We start from the raw sequence: 19,751 nt of genomic DNA on the forward strand, positions 1-19,751 counted from the left end.
ATAGTGTTAATGAGGATTAGCGCTGTTAACGCTAAGCATTGAACAAACTGGCACTAATCCTATTAGTAAAACTCAACGGTAAGCAATTTCATGACTCATCCCGACTCGGTTTTAAAATTTTCACTTGGTCTTAATGGCTTGTCATTTGACATAGATAATCAAAATATTCAACTCGAACAGGGCTTGGGGTTTGTTGATTCAAAAAGTATCGGCCATGGTGTTATTGATGAACTTGCTATCGAAAAGATGATTTATTTTATTGAAGAAATCATCGAGTCAAAGCCACTCAGAAATCTAAAGATAAGTGGTGTAGCTGTTACGTCTGATGCCGCTATGACACACCTCAGTCAGTTATTTTTTAGTGCAAAAAAGAAAATCAGCCGTATTGAGCTTGAGCATGGATTCAATGATTTTATTGAGCGTTTGAGCTATTACATAAACCAAGTAGCTCCAGATCAGCTTTATATTTTTACTTACTTTGTATTTGTTCGAGAGATGATGCATCACTTAAGAGTTGAGGAAATTCAGATCCTTTAAGAAATGACTTTCTCAATCCGCCAACTCATCATAAATCCAGTTTAAAAAAAGCTCAATTTTAGGAATAAATTGATGCGTTCGCGGATACACCAAATGATGAGCAGAAATAGGAATCGATAGCTCATCTGCAAAAACTCTAACCAACTTTCCAGAGTCCAAATAATTTTGAGTAAGCAAATTACTTTCTAAAACAAAACCTAGCCCATGTGTGGCTGCTTCAAGTGACATATAAGAGCGATCAAAACTCAAAGTATAAGGAAATTCAGGAATGCTTAAACCCTGATGGGCAAACCATTGTGGCCAAGTAACCAAGGTTGAGCGCGATAAAATCAGTTCTTTTTTTAATAAATCTTGAGGTTTATTTACTGGACTGCGTTCAAGTAGTTTGGGGGATGCAAGTACTTCTAGCTTTTCATTACGAATCGTTCTGATTTCTACCCCTGTCCAGTTGGGCAAACCATGACGAATATCAATATCGATCTTATCGCGAGTAAAGTGCAAATTTTCATAAGAACATGACAAGTTGACCTGAATCATTGGAAATTTTTCTTTAAATGATTCAAGGCGAGGCAGTAACCAGAGCAAACCAAAACTTGGAGATGAATGAATATATAAACTGTCTTTAGGACTTTTATCGGCAGCTTTTTCAGTCGCTAACATTAGGTTATGCAAAATGGTCGTGACATCTTGAAAATAGCGTTCGCCAGAAGGGGTAAGCGTTACACCACGAGCACCACGAATAAATAAACTCTGCCCAATCATTTCTTCAAGTTTAGCAATTTGGTGACTTACTGCCGAAGGCGTGAGATTCAAATGCTCGGCTGCCTTGGCAACATTGCCGAAACGGGCAGTTTGTTCAAAAGCCTGTAATGTTTTAATTGAGGGCATCTGGTTGAAATTGTTTTCACTACTATCCATGAAATGATCCGTTTTTATCCCTAAAACTTATTTAAAAATAGCATAGACATGAATTTTTTTCATGCCTTGTTGAATTCGAGCTGATTGCTGGGCTTTGTGAAAAAAGAGATTCTAAGTCAGAACTCAGGATATAAAGCGTAAAAGAGGATTGAACATGTTACTACAAGGAAAAGTGGCATTAATTACCGGTGCAGCATCAGAACGTGGAATTGGGCGAGCAACCGCAGAAATCTTTGCACAACAAGGTGCTAAGGTCATTATTATTGATTTAGATCTTGCTCAAAGCCAAAACGCTGCAAAGGCACTTGGTGAAGGACATTTAGGTCTTGCTGCAAATGTTGCAAATGAAGAACAGGTCAAAGCAGCTGTTGAACAAGCACTACAGCACTATGGAAAAATCGACATTTTAATTAATAATGCAGGCATTACCCAACCTGTAAAAACACTTGATATTCAACGCAATGATTATGACCGTGTTTTAGATGTCAGCCTGCGCGGAACACTCATTATGTCGCAAGCCGTTATTCCATCCATGAAAGCAAATGGTGGTGGAAGCATTGTGTGCTTATCTTCAGTTTCAGCGCAGCGCGGCGGTGGTATTTTTGGCGGACCACATTATAGCGCTGCCAAAGCAGGGGTATTAGGTCTGGCAAAAGCGATGGCTCGAGAGTTCGGCCCTGACCAAATTCGTGTAAATTCGCTTACTCCGGGTCTAATTCATACTGATATTACTGGCGGTTTAATGAATGATGACCGTCGTCACGACATTCTTACAGGTATTCCACTCGGGCGTTTAGGTAAAGCGCAAGACGTTGCAAATGCAGCATTATTTTTGGCAAGTGATCTGTCAGCTTACTTAACTGGCGTAACACTCGATGTAAATGGTGGCATGCTGATTCATTAAGGCTTGTCATTTAAAAACTAAAAATAGAATGATGGTCACAAGAGGATACTGTGGCCAAATGTAAAGGGATTCGCATGATGGATACAGTATTTTCATCTGAAGTAGATACAACGATTCGTAAATCGGCGTATCGAAAAATTGCATTTCGGCTCATGCCATTTTTAATGCTTTGTTATTTTTGTGCCTACTTAGATCGAGTAAATGTGGGTTTTGCCAAACTCCAAATGATGAGCGATTTACAGTTTAGTGAAGCTGTATATGGGCTAGGCGCAGGGATTTTCTTTATTGGTTATTTTCTTTGTGAAGTACCAAGTAACATCGTACTTCACAAGGTAGGCGCAAGACGTTGGATTGCCCGTATCATGATTACATGGGGAATTTTGTCAGGCTGTTTTGCTTTTGTTCAAACTGAATGGCAATTTTACACCTTACGTTTTTTATTGGGTGTCGCCGAAGCTGGACTAGCTCCGGGTTTGTTGCTCTATCTCACTTATTGGTTCCCGTCTTACCGCCGTGCACGCATGACCGTACTTTGGTTTATCGCGATTCCAATTTCGGGAATGATTGGTGGACCACTTTCAGGCTTAATTATGGACCGAATGAGCGGTGTACATGGTTGGTTTGGCTGGCAGTGGATGTTCCTTATTGAAGCCATTCCTACTGTGCTCGTTGGTCTATTGGTACTCGCTGTTTTAAAAGATTCAGTTCAAGATGCCAACTGGTTAACTCAAGACGAAAAAAACTTGGTGAAGCAAGAGCTTGCTCAAGATAACCAGCACAAAGAAGGTCATGCTAGTGTCAAAGAGTTTATTGCGGATAAACGGTTATGGTTACTCGCAGGCATCTATTTTTGTGTAGTGATGGGCCAATACGCTATTACATTTTGGCTACCAACTCTCATTCGTAACTCGGGCATTAGTGATAATTGGCATATCGGTTTGCTCACCAGCTTGCCTTATATGTGTGCCATTGTGGTCATGATTTTGGCAGGGCGTAGTGGTGACCATTTCCAAGAACGCCGCTGGCACTTAATTATTCCAATGTGTGCAGGTGCTATAGCACTCACATTTGCGACTTTATTCGCTTCAAATCTAATGCTCTCTTTAATTTGTCTTTGCATCGCAGCCTCAGGTGTGCTGACGGCATCCTCTTTATTCTGGATGTTACCGACCAACTTTTTGGGTGGTGTTTCCGCAGCGGCAGGTATTGCAGCCGTCAATAGCTTCGCCAATCTTGCAGGATTTTGCTCACCTTATTTAATCGGTTGGGTCACCACCAACACAGGTTCAAATGCAATCGGCATGTTCTTAATCACAGCAGTTTTAATTTTCGGTGCCAGTCTGGTTCTGCGTGTTCCGGCAAAACTGGTCAATCGTTAATAAGGAATAGTAAATGACAATGTTAAATATTGATAAATCAGGCCAAATTGCCGAGTTGCAACAACGTGCCTACCACATTCGCCAACATGCTTTACGTATGGGGCAAGTACAAGGTCAAGGCTATGTTGGACAAGCTTTGGGTGCAGCAGATTTGCTAGCAGTATCTTATTTCCATGCGATGAAATATCAGCCAGAAAACCCCGAATGGGAAGGCCGTGACCGTTTTTATCTCTCTATTGGGCATTATGCAATTGCACTTTATGCAGCCTTAATTGAAGCAAAAATTATCCCGCTTGAAGAACTTGAAACCTACGGTGCAGATGATAGTCGTCTACCGATGTCGGGCATGGCTTCTTACACACCAGGTATGGAAATTACAGGTGGTTCATTGGGGCATGGTCTTGGAATTGCAGTCGGCGCATGTTTAGGACTGAAACAGAAAAAGTCGGATGCTTTTGTCTATAACTTACTATCCGATGGTGAGTTAAATGAAGGCTCAACATGGGAGGCGGTGATGTCTGCTTCTCATTGGAAACTAGATAACTTGATTGCCATTATTGATGTGAATAATCAGCAGGCAGATGGGCACTCCAGCGAAATTTTAGCGTTTGAGCCGATTGTAGACCGTTGGCAGTCATTTGGTTGGTACACCCAACGCGTAGATGGCAACAATATGGAAGCTTTACTTACGGCATTCGATCAGGCGCGAAACCATAAAGGTACATGCCCACGCGTCATTATTTGTGACACCAAAATGGGTAAAGGCGTGTCGTTCTTGGAAAGCCGCGAAAAAACACACTTCATTCGTGTTGATGAACATGAATGGGATGACGCTTTAAATATTTTGACCCACTACGGACAGTAAGGAATACAACATGAGCCAGTTAGCTAATCCCCCTAAGAAAAAACTAACCACTTCGGCAATGATTGCTTCTATTGCTGCCGAGGGTCAACCAACAAAACCAGCGCCATTTGGTCATGCACTGAATGCCTTGGCAAATGAGCGTGACGATATTGTGGGGTTATCAGCAGATTTATCTAAATATACAGACCTACATATTTTTGCTAAAGAAAATCCAGACAAGTTTTTCCAAATGGGCATGGCAGAACAACTTTTGATGAGTGCAGCAGCAGGACTTGCTCGTGAAGGATTTGTTCCTTTTGCAACAACTTATGCTGTATTTGCATCACGCCGTGCCTATGACTTTATTTGTATGGCAATTGCGGAAGATAATCTGAATGTCAAAATTGTGGCGGCACTTCCGGGCTTAACCACAGGCTACGGCCCAAGCCATCAGGCGACTGACGATATTGCGATTTTTCGTGCAATGCCGAACCTCATGATCATTGACCCTTGTGATGCCTTAGAAATCGAACAAGCGATTCCACAGATTGCTGCTCATAATGGCCCTGTATATATGCGTTTATTGCGTGGACAGGTTCCATTAGTGCTCGATAAATATAATTACCAGTTTAAATTAGGTAAGGCACAGGTGATTAAACCGGGTAAAGACTTACTCATCATTTCCACTGGTTTATTGACCATGCGTGCGCTTGAGGCAGCCGAAGAGCTTGAAAAAGAGGGCATTGAGGTTTCAGTGTTGCATGTACCTACGATTAAACCTTTAAATGAACAAACCATTCTGGATGAAGTCGCAAAAGGTGGCCGTCCTGTTTTAACTGCTGAAAATCATTCAGTCATTGGCGGCTTAGGCGAAGCTGTCGGGTCCTTACTCCTAAGAAATGGACAACATCCTCGTTTTGACATGATTGGTTTGCCAGATGCATTTTTAGATGCAGGAGCATTACCAACCTTGCATGATCGATATGGTATTTCAACTGAGGCGGTTAAAGAAAAGATTAAGGCACATTTGAAGTAAAGATTAAATTTTCAAATTGAAAAGGGCGTGATGGAATTTCCTTCACGCCCTATTTTTAATCAGGATAATTCAAAACTTAAGCAATCGAATCATCTAAATTCGGTCCTAACCAGCGTTTTGCTTCATCAAGTGTCCAACCTTTACGTTTTGCATAATCTTCAAGTTGGTCTTGAGAGATTTTACCTACGTTAAAATATTCACTTTGAGGATGAGAATAATAGAAACCACTTACTGAAGATGGTGGCATCATCGCAAAGTGTTCAGTCAGTTTAGTACCGATCTTGTCAGTAGAACCTAACCAGTCAAACAACACCGCTTTTTCAGAGTGCTCTGGGCAAGCTGGGTAACCCGGTGCAGGGCGAATACCGACATATTTCTCTTTAATCAGCTCTTCATTGCTAAGCTGTTCATCAGCTTTATAACCCCAGAACTCTTTACGAATACGTTCATGTAAATGTTCTGCAAAAGCTTCGGCAAAACGGTCAGCTAGTGATTGAACTAAAATTGCAGAGTAGTCATCACCTTTGGCTTTGTATTCATTTGCCAATTCTTCTGCACCAAAAATCGATACAGTGAAACCGCCTAAGTAATCCTGTTGCTCACGGTCAGCGCGAATGTAATCTGCCAAAGACAAGTTTGGTTTACCTGTGACTTTGTCAGATTGTTGACGTAAGTGCTCAAAAGTATGCGTAACATTTTGGCCAGCTTCATCAAATACGCTGACAGTGTCGGCATCTGTGCGCTGAGCAGGGAACATACCAAATACAGCACGTGCGTCAAAAAGGTTGTTGTCGATAATATCTTTCAACATTGCTTGAGCTTGGTTGTACAGATCAGTTGCCGCTTCACCAACCACTTCATCTTCTAAAATTTTCGGGAACTTACCTGCCAAGCTCCAAGAAATGAAGAATGGTGTCCAGTCAAAATATTCTACAAGTGTTGCAAGTGGGTAATTTGTTAAGACCTGTGTTCCCAAAAGATTTGGTTTTGCAGGAACATAACTCTCATCAATTTTAAAGCCGTTTTTAACAGACTCTGCATAAGTTAGCTTGGCAGCTTTAGGCTGTTTGTTAGCTAAGCGCTCACGAATTTTGACATATTCAGCACGGTGCTCTGCAATAAAATTCCCACGCATTTCTTTTGAAAGGAGAGTGGTTGCGACACCCACAGCACGTGAAGCATCGGCAACATAAATCACCGCATCGTTTTGGTACTGAGGATCAATTTTTACTGCTGTATGTGCTTTTGAAGTTGTTGCACCACCGATCAATAAAGGAATGTTAAAGCCTTTGCGTTGCATTTCTTTCGCAACAAACACCATTTCATCTAAAGATGGCGTAATCAGACCTGATAATCCAATGATGTCACATTTTTCATCAATTGCAGTTTGTAAGATTTTCTCGCAAGGCACCATCACGCCAAGGTCAACAATATCGTAACCATTACAGCCCAGTACCACGCCTACAATATTTTTACCAATATCGTGTACGTCACCCTTAACAGTTGCCATCAGGACTTTACCTTTAGATTGGCTACCTGTTTTTTCAGCTTCAATGTACGGGTTGAGCCAAGCCACAGCTTGCTTCATAACACGTGCAGATTTCACAACCTGAGGTAAGAACATTTTGCCTGAACCGAACAAGTCACCAACAACGTTCATGCCGTCCATCAAAGCGCCTTCGATTACATCTAAAGGACGTTTGGCTTTTAGGCGAGCTTCTTCTGTGTCTTCGTCAATGTAGGTGGTAATACCTTTAACCAAAGCATATTCAAGACGTTTTTCTACAGGTTCGTTACGCCATTCAAGATTTTCTGCTTCGCGTTGAGCACCACTATGACCACGGAACTTTTCAGCGACTTCAAGTAGTTTTTCAGTCGCAAGTTGACCAGATTCACCTTGGTTCTGGTTTAAAACAACATCTTCAACTGCATCTTTGAGTTCTTTAGGAATATCGTCATAAATTGCCATTTGACCGGCATTTACAATACCCATAGTCATGCCTTGTTTAATGGCATGGTACAAGAACACAGAGTGAATCGCTTCACGAACAGGCTCATTTCCACGGAATGAGAATGAAACGTTCGATACACCGCCAGAAATCATGGCGTGAGGTAAATTCTGTTTAATCCAACCTGTAGCTTCAATAAAGTCGACGCCATAGTTATTGTGTTCTTCAATACCTGTTGCCACTGCAAATACGTTCGGGTCAAAAATAATATCTTCAGCAGGGAAGCCTACGTCGTTAACCAAAACGTCATAAGAACGTTTACAGATTTCGCGTTTACGCTCAGCAGTGTCGGCCTGACCAGTTTCATCAAAGGCCATCACAATAATTGCAGCACCATATTGGCGACACAGGCGAGCTTTTTCGACAAACTCGTCATAACCTTCTTTTAACGAAATCGAGTTAACAACAGGTTTACCTTGTACGCATTTTAAGCCTGCTTCAATGATTTCCCATTTTGATGAGTCAATCATGATAGGCACACGTGAAATATCTGGCTCAGATGCCACAAGGTTTAGGAAATGTACCATCGCATTTTGCGAATCGAGCATCCCTTCATCCATGTTAATGTCGATAATCTGAGCGCCAGCTTCCACTTGTTGCTGTGCAACTTCTAAAGCTTCGGCAAAGTTTTCTTCACGAATTAAGCGTAAGAATTTTTTTGAACCGGTAACGTTGGTACGTTCACCGACGTTAACGAACAATGAGTCATCATAAATATTAAATGGTTCTAAACCACTTAAGCGACAAGCTGGCTTAGTTTCAGGAATTTGACGTGGTGCAATGTCTTTTACAGCATTGGCAATCGCACGAATATGGTCTGGTGTCGTACCACAGCAACCACCGGTAATATTGATTAAACCACTTTCTGCAAATTCTTTTAAGAAGGCCGCAGTTTGTTCTGGTGTTTCATCATATTCACCAAAAGCGTTTGGTAAGCCAGCATTTGGATGAGCAGAAATGAACGTATCAGCAACATCAGACACGGTTTTAACGTGAGGACGCATAGCATCTGCACCAAGGGCACAGTTGAAACCAATTGAAAGTAAGTCACCATGGCGTACAGAGTTCCAGAACGCTTCAGCAGTTTGACCTGTTAAGGTACGACCTGAAGCATCGGTAATGGTCCCTGAAATCATGAGTGGTAATTCATGACCAAGTTGCTTAAAGACTTCTTTCACCGCAAAAATTGCAGCTTTACAGTTTAATGTATCAAAAACGGTTTCAATCAAAATGATATCTGCACCGCCTTCAATCAGTGCATGAGTCGCTTCAATATAGTTTTCTTTTAGCTCATCAAACGTAATGTTACGAAAGGCAGGGTCATTTACATTAGGCGAAATTGAACAGGTACGCGATGTTGGACCGAGTACACCTGCTACAAAACGCGGTTTATCTGGGGTTGAATACTTTTCACAAGCTGCTTTAGCTAAACGTGCTGCTTCACGGTTAATCTCTGGAACAAGATCTTCCATGTGGTAATCAGACATTGAAACACGCGTTCCGTTAAAGCTGTTGGTTTCAATAATGTCTGCGCCTGCATCAAGATAAGCTTCATGAATACCTTGAATGATTTCGGGTTGAGTTAGCACAAGAAGGTCATTGTTACCTTTTAAGTCATGTGCCCAATCGGCAAAACGCTCACCACGGTAGTCGGCTTCTTCTAATTTATGGCGTTGAATCATGGTACCCATCGCACCATCAATAATCAGAATGCGTTTGGCAAGAAGCGCTTTTAGGGTGGCAAGCGTAGACATAAAAAACCCCGATATCGTACAAATTTAAAAATGCGGCGCTATTGTAACAGAATAGTTGCGCAATTGATGAGCTATAACGACCCACCATTCACTTGTAATAGATTCATTAGAAAAATGGTTTTTATGACAAATAGAGACTGTTTTTTCATCAAATATTCATAAAATGATCATGATATTGAAATATTTCATCGCCAATATTCCGTTTTATGATAATTATGCTGTTTAAAAAACAAGCATTCGGGTAATTTTTTATATATTTTTGCTTTAAAAATAGTCATAAATAAGGAAGAGGTAAATTGATTTAAATTATTGTATTTTAATAATAAAATAAATTTCATAGAGGAAAGGTGCATCAAATGAGGTCAAAATATGAAAAATTGACTTCATCAGGCGCCGCTTTGTCATATAATTGTCATAATTTAATTTAAGAATACAGAGGATTTTTTTATCCTCTTACCGTCTGCATGAATTCTAATCTACCCCCTGTTTCGGATTCAAAACTTGCGGCAAACCTGCAAGTCAAATCGACGAATGTACATGTCCCGACACCTAAGTTTTTTATGCCGGTGTTTCTGACGATTATTGTTGCAACACTTATTTATATTGGATTTCAGGTGAGTGCTGATTTAGCACACGTACCACCTTTGAGTCTTTATTCGGTTATCCTTTTATCTACTGCACTCTTGATTGCTTTAGGCTTTGAGTTTGTAAATGGCTTCCACGATACTGCAAATGCAGTAGCAACAGTGATTTACACCAATGCTTTACCTGCACCAGTTGCAGTCATGTGGGCAGGTTTTTGTAATTTTCTTGGGGTAATGGTTGCAAGCGGCGCAGTCGCTTACGGCATTATTGCATTGTTGCCTGTTGAACTGATTATGAACATGGGTAGCGGTGCAGGTTTCGCAATGGTTTTTGCGCTTCTTATTGCTGCGATTCTCTGGAATTTAGGTACTTGGTTCTTGGGTATTCCTGCTTCTAGTTCTCATACTTTGATTGGTTCAATCTTGGGTGTGGGCATTATGAACCATCTGTTGAGTGCATCGACTGGCGTAACGACCAGCGGTGTTGATATGGATCAGGTGATTAAAGTCGGTAAGGCCTTATTATTTTCGCCTTTAATTGGTTTTGCTTTTGCAGCGATTGTATTCTTGTTGGTTAAAACTGTTTTTAAACGCCAATTAGAATTATTCCAGCCGCCAGAAGGTAATAAACCACCACCAGCAATCATTCGTGCAATTTTAATCTTTACCTGTACAGGTGTAAGTTTTGCACATGGTTCTAATGACGGTCAAAAAGGTATGGGTCTCATCATGCTGATTTTGGTTGGTCTGGTGCCGTTGGCTTATTCATTAAATAAAAACCTTGATACACAACAAGTTCAATCATTCCATCAGCTTTCTTCTCAAACTGCCGTTTTTTTGAATCAAAATCAGCCAGAATTAACTGATGAAAAAGCACGTCTTATTCTGACTAAATACATTCAAACTAAACAGCAAACTCCAGAAGTAGTGCCTGCATTGGCAAGCATGACTGACCACTTGGGTGAGCGTGTTTCTAGCTATAGCAACTTAAAAGATATTCCAGAAGCTGCAATTAGCGAAATTCGTAATGACATGTATTTAAGTACCACTTCGTTTAAGCGTTTGGATAAAGCGAATGCATTACCAAAAATGGATCAGTCACAAGAAAAACTTGTGAAAGAATACCGTAGTAGCTTAGATTCATTCTTACAATACATTCCAACTTGGGTGAAAGTAGCAGTTGCTTTGGCACTTGGTTTAGGCACCATGGTTGGCTGGAAACGTATTGTTGTGACTGTAGGTGAGCGTATTGGTAAGCATCATATGACTTATGGCCAAGGGATGTCTGCTGAGCTTGTAGCAATGAGTACAATTGCAGCTGCTGACGGTTTAGGTATGCCTGTTTCAACAACACACGTTTTAAACAGTGCTGTTGCAGGTACTATGGTTGCGAATAGATCAGGCTTAAACTTCAATACAGTGAAAACAATTTTATCTGCATGGGTATTTACACTTCCTGCAACAATCTGTTTATCAGGCGGTTTGTACTGGTTATTCTTGCAGTTTGTATAAAAGCATTTAAAACATTAAAGCCACTGTGAACAGTGGCTTTTTTATTTGTTTCTTTTTAAAGTTCAGTCTATTTTCATGTACATTCAATTATAAATTAACAAGTCGTTATAAGGCGTCAAACAGCTTTAAAAGCTGAGCTTAAACTTTTTATATCAGGATAGATTATGGATGCGGTTCAAATAGATCAGCTAAAACAACAATTCCCACTTATTGAGACATTGCAAGCCTATAAAGAGACATTTTGGTTTACACCACATCGCTATCCTTTAACAGAAGCTTTAGAAAAAGTTGGACTCACAGCAGAGGACGTAAGTGAAGCAGAAGCAAGACTAGCGCGTTTCGCACCTTATTTAGCAAAAGTGTTTCCTGAAACTCAAGCACAACATGGAAAAATTGAATCAGATATCGTTGAAATTGCGAACATGCAGCAAGCACTTTCCTCAACAGAACAAGTGCAACTGAGTGGAGCATTCTGGCTAAAAAAAGATAGTCATTTACCTATTTCAGGTTCAATTAAAGCGCGTGGTGGTATTTATGAAGTCTTGGCTCACGCCGAAAAATTGGCAATTGAGGCAGGGCTTCTCAAGTTGGAAGACGATTACACTAAACTCGACCAAGATGCATTTCGCACGTTTTTTTCTAAGTATCAAATTGCAGTAGGTTCTACAGGCAACCTTGGGCTTTCGATTGGCATTATGAGCGCCAAACTCGGTTTTAGAGTCACAGTGCATATGTCTGCCGATGCGAGACAGTGGAAGAAAGACAAACTGCGTTCACTGGGCGTCAATGTTGTGGAATATGCCAGTGACTATGGTGTAGCGGTTGAAGAGGGACGAAAAGCCGCAGAACAAGATCCACACTGCTTTTTCATTGATGATGAAAACTCGAAAACATTATTTTTAGGCTATGCCGTTGCAGGAATACGCTTAAAACAGCAATTTGAGCAAAAACAGATTAAAGTTGATGTTGAGCACCCATTATTTGTTTATTTGCCGTGTGGGGTCGGTGGTGGCCCAGGTGGCGTGAGTTTTGGGTTGAAACTGGCTTTTGGTGAGAATGTACATTGTATTTTTGCTGAACCAACCCATTCGCCTTGTATGTTACTTGGTGTCCACACAGGCTTGCATGATCAGATTTCAGTAAATGACATTGGTATTGATAACGTTACCGCCGCAGATGGACTTGCAGTAGGACGTGCTTCAGGTTTTGTTGGACGTGCTATGCAACAGTTAATTGATGGCTATTACACCATTCATGATGAACGTTTGTATGAACTCATAGCACTTCTAAATCAAACTGAAAACATTCAGCTTGAACCTTCTGCTGTGGCAGGAATGATGGGTCCATATTATGTTCAGACGAGTCCTGATTATTTGGCTTTACATCAACTATCAGCTGAACAGTTGCAGCAGTCAAATCATGTGGTATGGGCGACAGGAGGTGGTATGGTACCACCTGATGAAATGCAAAAATATCTTTCACACTTTCAAAATAAATAAACACAGAAAAAAGCCCAATTCTAGAATTGGGCTTTAATTAAACTATTTTTTAGATGATTTTCCAAAAGGTAGTTTTTCGGTTGCAAAGCCATAGATTGCAGCAAAAGGCAGGGCAGTTCTTGCTAAATAAGCAACACGCCATAATCCGCCGTGGTTAGCACCTTCCATCATGAGTTCAAGCGGATGGTCCAGTTCAGTTTCAGGATTTGCCACAGAAGACTCATTTCTTAAGTCATGAATCCAGAGTGCCGCCATAATGGCATTGGTCGTTTCAGGACTAAACGCTTCTACATCAAAAAGCTCTGCACCATTAAAAGCTGCTTTCAATAATGGATTTTTAGTCACAGAGTGAGTCGTTGTAGATGGAGCAATATTAATACTGACGTGTTGTCCTTGATGACGGGCCAAAATAGCACGCCATTGTTGAATGCGTTTTGCCAAAGCATAGTTTGGGCCTTGTTCAACCACTAGACAGTCGGCAATACCATAAGTTTTTCCATTTTCACAATCAATCAGGTCTTGATAAGGCGCTTGGAAAAAACGATTTAAGGAAAGTGTAGAAACACCTTTCACTGCCAATTTTTGTAGTTTTGTGCGTGATTTAAATTTTTGTTGAGCAGCTTTTGCTACTTCTTTAGGAACTGCATAAACATCGGTTGGCGTACACATAAACATAAGGCTGGTATCAGACTTATGCTCGCTCACATATTGCATAATGCTATCCATTGCCATGGACACACGAACGTGCTTTTCACCATCTAAATAGGCGATTGCGGCTAAATCTAACTTTTGTGGAAACTGCACTAGCCACTGTGCAATCTCTGGTAATTGAGTCAATAAATTTGCACCCAATTTATCTTTTAATTCAGAAGCTTTTGCTGAGGAAGCAATTTGTTCAACACTTGGAGCAATGAGTGTTGAGTTTCCTTTTTGAATCGTATTTAAAATTTTGCCCCAGACACGTGGGTTTGGTAAGTCGACAGCAATAATATTCGCTTTCCATTTGGCTAACCAAGGTAGAGGACCAGCTTCTGAAGCCGCACCAAACAACACCATGGTACGGTCAGATAAATCAAACCATTCTGGATGAGCAGTAGCTTCACGCAAAGCTTTTGCATGGCTTGGTTCAATAATACCAGCCTCTTCCCAACGTTGAATTTGGTCTAGTAAGCTTTGTCCACTGAGCTTTTGCCCTTTGTAAGGAACATACCACTCTGGGGCTGCATCACTTTCACCTTTAAGTTTTACTGTATGAAGGGGGGTAGATGAAGCAATATGAACCGCATCTTTTAAAAGATAATGTTTACTATCACGATAGTAGTCAAAAAGGTGGTGAGCTTTATGCAAGCCCTGCTTAGCAATAGTAATTGGATTGCTGCTATTTGAGATGCCTTGCTTAACAAGCGCTTTAAAATAAATAGGGTAGTTTTTTCGCCAGTTTTTTTCATTCAACACTTGTTGCGCGGTTTTATTATCTACAACAGATAAAGCCTCTGACAAAATCTCTTGGCCTGTAAGAGATGTGCTTTGTTTTTTTGTTGAGGCATGTACTGGAAATTGTAGACCTTCGACTTGACTTGTGCTGGACATAAAATATCTCGTTATAAGACTGGGTTAATATACAGATGTATACATTATCTATGCCAATGAAAGGAAACGAGTGGCAATAACTGACAAAATAATATTGAATATTTATGTGATGAAACTTGAAAGAGCAATTTTTTATGATAAATCCATCTCATTTTGACCTTATTTTTTTTCACATTTTTAGAACATTTTTATAGACTTACGTTACATAAATGATTATTTTGTATGAAGCAAATACATCAGTTTTAACCTGAAGGTAAAATGTTCAAAATGTATCAATAATACAGATGCAGAAATGATTAAAAACTAGACTTTTTTCTTAAAGGATAAGAGAAGTCAGACGGAATAAGAAAGAATTGGGGTGAAACTAGATAGAAGACAACGTAAGATTGTCTTTTAAAAATCTTGGGGATATGGTGATTTTTTTACACCATAATTTTCTAGTTTCATCCCATCTATTTTTGGGTTGGAACCCTCTATTTATGTACTCAGCTTATCATTCAATGAAACTCTATTTCTTTAACTTAACTTCAAAATTAGTTGAAGAATGAGTGTTTCTAACAGCGTCCTTTTTTAGCTTGTCCTGGTGGGCAAAAGTCTCCGGGATGATTGTGATAAGGTGAATCTGGATCAATCACAATACTACCTTCCCGTGTATGAACTGCACAGGCTGATAATGACATTGTGAAAATTGCTGCTATACAGAGAAATAATGCTTTCATCATGTTCTCACTTTTTTATCATTCTCCTTTGTACTATAGAAATATATTGATTATTTTTCGATCTACTTTTCGTTAAAAATATATTTACTAATTCCAATTAAAAGAAACTAATCAGATCTTAAAATTGTTCGAAAGCCAACATGGGTTGCTGCTAAATCAAAGTCTTGCGGATAACGACTACTGTTTCGATAACGCGAACAATAATTTTGAGCACATAGAAAAGATCCGCCTTTAATTACATATTGTGTACTCGCAATTTGTTGTTGTCTTAAATCAGAATAATTTCCCATATGTTGGTCATGAGCACCTTGGTAAGGAGAGGATGTCCATTCCCATACATTTCCAATCGTATCAAATATTTTGAAATTATTTGCCGCAAAACATCCAACCGGTGCTACATCTTTAAAGTGATCTTGATTTAGGTTTTGAAAAGGGAATTCACCTTGCCAGTAATTTGCTTGTGGATGTTGGTGTTTATCGGTAGGAGCTTGATGTAAGGGCGTATCAGTTTTTGAATTGGCTTTAGCTGCATATTCCCATTCGAGTTCTGTTGGTAAATCATGTCCGAGCCAGACTGCATAATGTTCAGCATCATTTTTACTCACATATCGCACAGGCTCATTAGGATTGGCTACAGCACTATTACTGCCATTTGGCGTTTTCCATGTATATCCAGATTTTAGCTGCCACCATTGCTGTGGATGATGAGGATCTGGTGAGAAAACAGCGGCCTGCTTTTGTTTTTCGGCATCGGTAATATAGCCCGTTGCTTTTACGAAGCTTGCAAATTGAGCAACCGTAACTTCAGTCTGATCAATCCAGAATCCTTTAACTTCTCTTTGTTTTTTTCCAAAATTAAGTTCATCGGGATAGGCTTTCTCAGAACCAAAATTAAAATGCCCATCGGCAATTAACACCATTCCAGCTGTAGGCTGTTTGAGCCAACCTTGAGGTAGTCCAGAGTAGTTTTTACACTTTTCAATAGAACCTAGGTCAGCTAAAGACGTTGGCTGTTGAGGCGAGGGTGCTGATTCAGAAACTTTTGAAGATTGGCTACAGCCTGTCATAAAAGACAGGCTGATTGCGGTAACTAAAAATAGTTTTAATCTCATTTGGCGTTATATTCCTGCACACCATTTTTTTCAGTATATTTCTGATAGACCGATAAGAGTTCTTGCACTTTAGCAGGGTAAAGCTGAGCAACGTTCTGTCTTTCCCCTCGATCCGCTTTAATGTTGTATAGCTCCCAAGTTCCTGTACCTAATTCAGGGCGCCCTTGAAGTGCAATTTTCCATTCACCTTGTTTTGCATATTTGCTGCCATGTAATTCATCGGCAAAACTAAAATTTGCAGGGCGAATGGTAGTAGTTTTATTTTCAAGTAAAGGCTTCCATGAAATCCCTGATGGCGTATTAATGGTACGACCATTGTATTGGCCTTGAGGTACTGGAATATGAGCATATTCTAGTAAAGTTGGGAAAACATCCAGTACAGATGCAAAGCTATGATTGGTTTCTTCTGCTTTTTTCTGGTTCGGTAATTTCACAATAGCAGGGGCAGTGGTTGCACCTTCACCAGCTGTATCTTTCCATAAATGAAATGGTGCCGCGCTGACCTCGGCCCAACGTGGTCCAATATAGTGATATGAAGTTGGTGTTCCCACATTTGCTACAGAGTTATCAAAACCGGATTCACTGCCATATCCGCCACGTACAAAACCTTCGGCACCGTTATCGGAAACAAAGAAAATTAAAGTGTTGTCATAAAGATTATTTTGTTTGAGGTATTGGATAATTCGGCCGACGTTAGCATCGAGGTTTTCTACCATGCCTGCATAGATTTCCATTTTACGGGCTTCTAATGCCTTTTGTTCGGCTGTTAACTCATCCCATTTTCCATATTTTTGTGGGGCATTTTGAGTTGCAATTGGTTCTGCTGCCTCAAAGTTTGCAGGGATAATTCCAAGCTGTTTTTGCTTAGCAATACGTGCGTTACGAATCGCATCGTAACCGACATCATAAACTCCGCGATATTTTTCACGGTATTCAGCAGGTGCTTGAATTGGCCAGTGAGGCGCAGTATAGGCAGCATAAGCAAAGAACGGTTTGCCACTATTTTTGCCAGAGTCTAAGTAGCTCAGTAATTTATCAGTAAAATAATTTGTCGAGAAAAAGTCATCAGGCAAAGCCGAAACAGGAATAACCTGACCATCTTCTGTATAAGTTGAATTTCGTTTAAATGCACTTGGCGCTTGCTTAAAGTGGTGATCTAAACCTTGTAATAAAGTAAATGAATGATCAAAACCTTTTGCATGTGCATTGGTTTCAGGGGTTAACCCTAAATGCCATTTACCACTGATGTAAGTGCGGTAACCATTATCTTTAAGTACTTGTGCGATAGATAGAGAGCGTTCATTTAAATATCCCTCGTAGCCTGGTTGTCCTTTTAAATGTTCCGGTGTGAGTTCAGCCATTGCCCCAATACCAGCTAAATGATGATCAGTACCAGAAATGAGCTGAGAGCGTGTTGGAGAACAGGTCGGGGCAGTATGATAATCCGTTAAAAGGCGACCTTCTTGAGCCAAACTATCAATATTAGGGGTGTGAATTTCACCACCAAAAGCCCCTAAATCTGAATAGCCTAAATCATCAGCCATAATAAATAAGATATTCGGTTGCTTAGGTGTAGTTGCTACATTTTCTTGATTATCGTTGTCATTACATCCAGCCAGAGATAAGCTAAATAAAGCAATGGAAAGACTAGATAAAATTGCTTTGTACTTCATTGTATCATCTGAATTATTAAAAGAATTGGCACGATTTTAATCAGATGGTTTTTGCAATCAAAACAAAGAAATGATCAAAGATAATCAGAAAAAAGACTGAGAATTTATAGTGATAAATTAATGAGAAAAAAAGAAAAGCCCACAAGGGGCCTTTCTTTAATTTATTTTGTTTAGAAAGGAAGGCGAGTTAGTTGGTCTAAGAAATGCGGAATAACTTTTGGTTCAAGTAGAATTGTTACGATGATTCCGTAAGCCGCACCCCATAAATGAGCACTATGATTAATATGGGTATTACCGCGCTTACCAGCCCAAATACTGTATGCCACATATAAAATTGCAAAAATAATAGCGGGCACAGGAATGAAAAATACGAAAATGAGCTTCCACGGCTGGAATAGGATATAAGCAAATAACACTGCTGAAACAGCACCTGAGGCGCCTAGGCTGGCCCAATTCGCATCATTTTTATGTTGTAAATAGCTTGGTAAAATCGCGAAGATTAAGCCACCTAAATAGAACAATACAAAACCCATGTCGTAGAAATATTGGCGATAAAAACTTTCAATAATACTGCCAAAGAAGAACAGGGTAATCATATTGAAAAGTAGATGTGTTCCATCGGCATGGATAAAGCCATGGGTAATGAAGCGATCAATTTGTCCACGTTGCATTGCAGGTGGCCAAAAAATCAGCCGGTTCATCACGTTTTGGTTGCTAAAAGCAATTAAAGAGATAATGACCGTAATAATAATAAGAGTAACTGTATGGTTAAATGGCAAATGCAACATAAGAAATATTTAAAAAATGATCAATACTGGCTCAATAATGCCATTAAAAACTTAAGTTGAAACCCTGTTGTGTATAAATCCGACAAATTTAGTTGATTTTTTTTAAATCCACCTCATCTTCGGTTAATATAAAGGCATCAGCTTGAGGAATATTGTTATGTCGACTGAGAACACCAACACTGCTGTTGCAGAAGAAATTCCAAACCTTTTGATTACACCATCTGCACAAGAGTATTTGCACGATTTATTAACGAAGCAAAATACTCCGGGAATTGGCGTTCGAATTTTTGTTGAGCATCCGGGTACGCCACGTGCCGAATGTTGTATGGCATATAGTGCGCCAGAAGAAGTGATCCCAACAGATTATAAACAGGACTATCCTGATTTTCCTGCGTATATTGATGCACCATCTATTCCATATCTTTTAGATGCTGTAATTGATTACAACAAGGACCGTTTTGGTGGTCAGCTCACTTTCCGTGCACCAAATTCTAAGGTTCCACGTGTTGGTCCAGATGCATCAATTGAAGAACGTATTACTTACATTCTTCAAGCAGAAATTAACCCAGGCCTTGCAGGGCACGGCGGAAATTGTAGCTTGGTAGAAGTACAAGATGACCCAGAACATGGTTTAACTGCTGTATTGAAGTTTGGTGGTGGTTGCCAAGGCTGTTCTGCAATTGACGTGACCTTGAAACAGGGCGTTGAAACTACTTTAAAAGAGCAGATTCCTGAGCTCCAACGTGTGGTTGACCAAACTGACCATACGCAAGCAGAAGGTGCTTATTTCAAATAATTAAATTATTTGAAAAGTGACATAAAAAAGCCTCGCAATGAGGTTTTTTTATTATTCAATATAAATAATGATAATTATTATCAATATCATTTGTAAT

15 protein-coding genes are annotated in these 19,751 nt (G+C 40.0%); 8 read left to right on the forward strand and 7 right to left on the reverse strand.

Annotated elements, in window-relative coordinates:
- Nucleotides 1-90 precede the first annotated feature (90 nt).
- The gene (locus F886_RS07215) at nucleotides 91-537 is read left to right on the forward strand and encodes a hypothetical protein (RefSeq protein ID WP_005303301.1); all 447 of its coding nucleotides are present in this window, start codon (nucleotides 91-93) and stop codon (nucleotides 535-537) included.
- 12 nt (nucleotides 538-549) lie between these two features.
- On the opposite strand, the gene F886_RS07220 is transcribed toward F886_RS07215, so the two are convergent.
- A complete protein-coding gene (locus tag F886_RS07220; RefSeq protein ID WP_081402222.1) occupies nucleotides 550-1,425 on the reverse strand; it encodes a LysR substrate-binding domain-containing protein in 876 nt (291 codons plus the stop codon).
- A gap of 184 nt (nucleotides 1,426-1,609) precedes the next feature.
- Between F886_RS07220 and F886_RS07225 the strand changes: the two genes are divergently transcribed.
- From F886_RS07225 to F886_RS07240, 4 genes are all read left to right on the forward strand, one after another.
- Nucleotides 1,610-2,359, forward strand: coding sequence for an SDR family NAD(P)-dependent oxidoreductase (locus F886_RS07225; RefSeq protein WP_005303304.1), 750 nt, complete (start codon nucleotides 1,610-1,612; stop codon nucleotides 2,357-2,359).
- Between the two features lie 77 nt (nucleotides 2,360-2,436).
- Nucleotides 2,437-3,738: an MFS transporter gene (locus F886_RS07230; protein ID WP_034590992.1), complete on the forward strand. Its 1,302-nt coding sequence runs from the start codon at nucleotides 2,437-2,439 to the stop codon at nucleotides 3,736-3,738.
- Nucleotides 3,739-3,757: 19 nt separating this feature from the next.
- Nucleotides 3,758-4,603, forward strand: coding sequence for a transketolase (locus F886_RS07235; RefSeq protein WP_081402223.1), 846 nt, complete (start codon nucleotides 3,758-3,760; stop codon nucleotides 4,601-4,603).
- Nucleotides 4,604-4,613: 10 nt separating this feature from the next.
- Nucleotides 4,614-5,618 carry a transketolase family protein gene (locus tag F886_RS07240; protein WP_005303313.1) on the forward strand — a complete coding sequence of 335 codons (1,005 nt, stop codon included), beginning with the start codon at nucleotides 4,614-4,616 and terminating at the stop codon, nucleotides 5,616-5,618.
- Between the two features lie 76 nt (nucleotides 5,619-5,694).
- Here F886_RS07240 and metH read toward each other — a convergent pair whose 3' ends face one another.
- The gene (gene metH, locus F886_RS07245; protein WP_005303316.1) at nucleotides 5,695-9,381 is read right to left on the reverse strand and encodes a methionine synthase; all 3,687 of its coding nucleotides are present in this window, start codon (nucleotides 9,379-9,381) and stop codon (nucleotides 5,695-5,697) included.
- Between the two features lie 464 nt (nucleotides 9,382-9,845).
- Between metH and F886_RS07250 the strand changes: the two genes are divergently transcribed.
- Together F886_RS07250 and F886_RS07255 are read left to right on the forward strand one after the other, a co-directional pair.
- Nucleotides 9,846-11,477, forward strand: a complete 1,632-nt coding sequence (locus F886_RS07250) for an inorganic phosphate transporter (RefSeq protein WP_005303318.1) — start codon at nucleotides 9,846-9,848, stop codon at nucleotides 11,475-11,477.
- 164 nt (nucleotides 11,478-11,641) lie between these two features.
- Nucleotides 11,642-12,976, forward strand: coding sequence for a D-serine ammonia-lyase (locus F886_RS07255; protein WP_005303320.1), 1,335 nt, complete (start codon nucleotides 11,642-11,644; stop codon nucleotides 12,974-12,976).
- Nucleotides 12,977-13,018: 42 nt separating this feature from the next.
- On the opposite strand, the gene F886_RS07260 is transcribed toward F886_RS07255, so the two are convergent.
- From F886_RS07260 to F886_RS07280, 5 genes are all read right to left on the reverse strand, one after another.
- Nucleotides 13,019-14,566: a hypothetical protein gene (locus F886_RS07260; RefSeq protein WP_005303322.1), complete on the reverse strand. Its 1,548-nt coding sequence runs from the start codon at nucleotides 14,564-14,566 to the stop codon at nucleotides 13,019-13,021.
- 554 nt (nucleotides 14,567-15,120) lie between these two features.
- Nucleotides 15,121-15,285, reverse strand: coding sequence for a hypothetical protein (locus tag F886_RS19700; RefSeq protein WP_005303324.1), 165 nt, complete (start codon nucleotides 15,283-15,285; stop codon nucleotides 15,121-15,123).
- A 107-nt stretch (nucleotides 15,286-15,392) separates the two neighbouring features.
- Nucleotides 15,393-16,397 carry an SUMF1/EgtB/PvdO family nonheme iron enzyme gene (locus tag F886_RS07270; RefSeq protein WP_005303326.1) on the reverse strand — a complete coding sequence of 335 codons (1,005 nt, stop codon included), beginning with the start codon at nucleotides 16,395-16,397 and terminating at the stop codon, nucleotides 15,393-15,395.
- Complete coding sequence (locus tag F886_RS07275; protein WP_005303328.1) at nucleotides 16,394-18,070, reverse strand: arylsulfatase; 1,677 nt, start codon at nucleotides 18,068-18,070, stop codon at nucleotides 16,394-16,396. Before F886_RS07275 ends, F886_RS07270 begins: the two co-directional genes overlap by 4 nt.
- Before the next feature lie 170 nt (nucleotides 18,071-18,240).
- Complete coding sequence (locus tag F886_RS07280) at nucleotides 18,241-18,858, reverse strand: rhomboid family intramembrane serine protease (protein WP_004793994.1); 618 nt, start codon at nucleotides 18,856-18,858, stop codon at nucleotides 18,241-18,243.
- A 157-nt stretch (nucleotides 18,859-19,015) separates the two neighbouring features.
- Here F886_RS07280 and nfuA point away from each other — a divergent pair, with 157 nt between their 5' ends.
- A complete protein-coding gene (gene nfuA, locus F886_RS07285; protein ID WP_005303330.1) occupies nucleotides 19,016-19,654 on the forward strand; it encodes a Fe-S biogenesis protein NfuA in 639 nt (212 codons plus the stop codon).
- Nucleotides 19,655-19,751: the final 97 nt, after the last annotated feature.

Origin of the sequence: Acinetobacter sp. NIPH 542 (genome assembly GCF_000369825.1) — a bacterium.
Taxonomy (GTDB): Bacteria; Pseudomonadota; Gammaproteobacteria; order Pseudomonadales; family Moraxellaceae; genus Acinetobacter; species Acinetobacter oleivorans.